Here is a 1,550-nt window from a genome sequence, read left to right as displayed (position 1 = left end):
TTCTAAAATCTACGTTTTTTGAATAAATCAGCGCATTGCCGAATAAAAAAGTGGACGGAAAAAGAGTAAAGCGGAAAATAATTATTTGGACGGCAAAGCAGAACTTTCCAAGCAGAACGTGTCGCTACTTTAGGTAACAACGGCTATAATTCATTGCGGCGGAATTTTCTACCGAAAATTCCATCCTTTTTTCTATCTTTGAGCTACAACGGAATAAATCCTGCGTATTTTTCCGCAACGAAATCATAGCCAAAGCCGTTGTACTGCATTTTGTCACACATTAAACCAATTGAATAAATGGAATATTATTGCTTACCAAAAAACGATAACGAAAAGAGATTTGCACTCGGAAAAAAAGGCAAACGGAATTTATTATGCATCGGACTGAACCCAAATACAGCGAACGAAATCAAACTGGACGGAACAACGCGAAATGTGGAACGGATTGCGAACGATAATAATTATGACGGCTGGCTAATGATAAACCTTTATCCAACTCGAAATCCGAAAGGAATAAATTTGAACAACGAAGCTGATGAAAAACTGTTTTGGGAAAACATTCAAAATATCGACACTCTAGTTTCCTCTAAGGAGCTAAATATAACTGATGTTTTACTTGGTTGGGGAGATGACATCAAAGCTAAACCATATTTTGCGCCAAGCATTTATGCTATTTATGATCGACTGAAAAAACACGGATTAAATTATTTTGCTTTTAGAATAAACAAATCTGGAAATCCAAGCCATCCATCACCAATGACTATTAACACAAAATATAAATCTGACGAGAAGATTAAATTAACTAAATTTGATTTTGATTCATATTCGAAACAATTTAAACCATTGAATTTCCAATAGCGACTAAAAAAAACGCAGTACAACACCGTATATAACAAATAGCTGCGACTTTTCTAAATCGAAAATTTTGATATATTTGGGAAGTCGCCAATTTTTTATTTTTGGCGTTTTAGAAATTTAAAGCTAAAAACTTAAAACAAAAAATTGGCTTGTAGCTCAACCGAAAAATTAGCGCTTTTCTGCACGCTACTTGTCATATACACACACGTTACCTAAAATAGCTCGGAATCGAAAGCGGAACGGAGAAATAATAAATCTGACTGTTTGAAAATTTAACTGACTTAAAAAGAGAACAGTGGAATTGAAAAGCACAACGCGAAATGGAATAGCGCTACGCTGAAAAAAATGAATAAAACTATATCGTGCAAAAAAAAAAGCGAATTTAAAAATTAAGCGGAATCAAGGTCGAATCAAAAATTTGAAGTAAATGAAAAAAAGATTTTGAGATTTCCATATCCGAAATAAATTAAAAGGTAACTGAATAAAAAACACTAAGCGGAAAAAAATCAGAGCGGAAAAAAAATCTGGACGGCAAAGCAGAACCTTCCAAGCAGAACGTGTCGCTACTTTAGGTAACAACGGCTATAATTCATTGCGGCGGAATTTTCTACCGAAAATTCCACGCTTTTTTCTATCTTTGAGCTACAACGGAATAAATCCTGCGTATTTTTCCGCAACGAAATCATAGCCAA

Annotated in this window: 1 protein-coding gene; it reads left to right on the top strand. The window is 34.4% G+C overall.

Annotation, left to right across the window (positions count from 1 at the left end; all coding sequences use genetic code 11):
• The first annotated feature begins 297 nt into the window (after nucleotides 1-297).
• Nucleotides 298-858: a DUF1643 domain-containing protein gene (locus FT993_RS00160; protein WP_147860523.1), complete on the top strand. Its 561-nt coding sequence runs from the start codon at nucleotides 298-300 to the stop codon at nucleotides 856-858.
• Nucleotides 859-1,550: the final 692 nt, after the last annotated feature.

The sequence above is a fragment of the Mesonia sp. HuA40 genome, from assembly GCF_008017835.1.
In the GTDB taxonomy this organism is placed as follows: Bacteria; Bacteroidota; Bacteroidia; order Flavobacteriales; family Flavobacteriaceae; genus Mesonia.
Note: the sequence above shows the minus strand (reverse complement) of the source record. Positions and strands in the feature narration are given on the sequence as shown.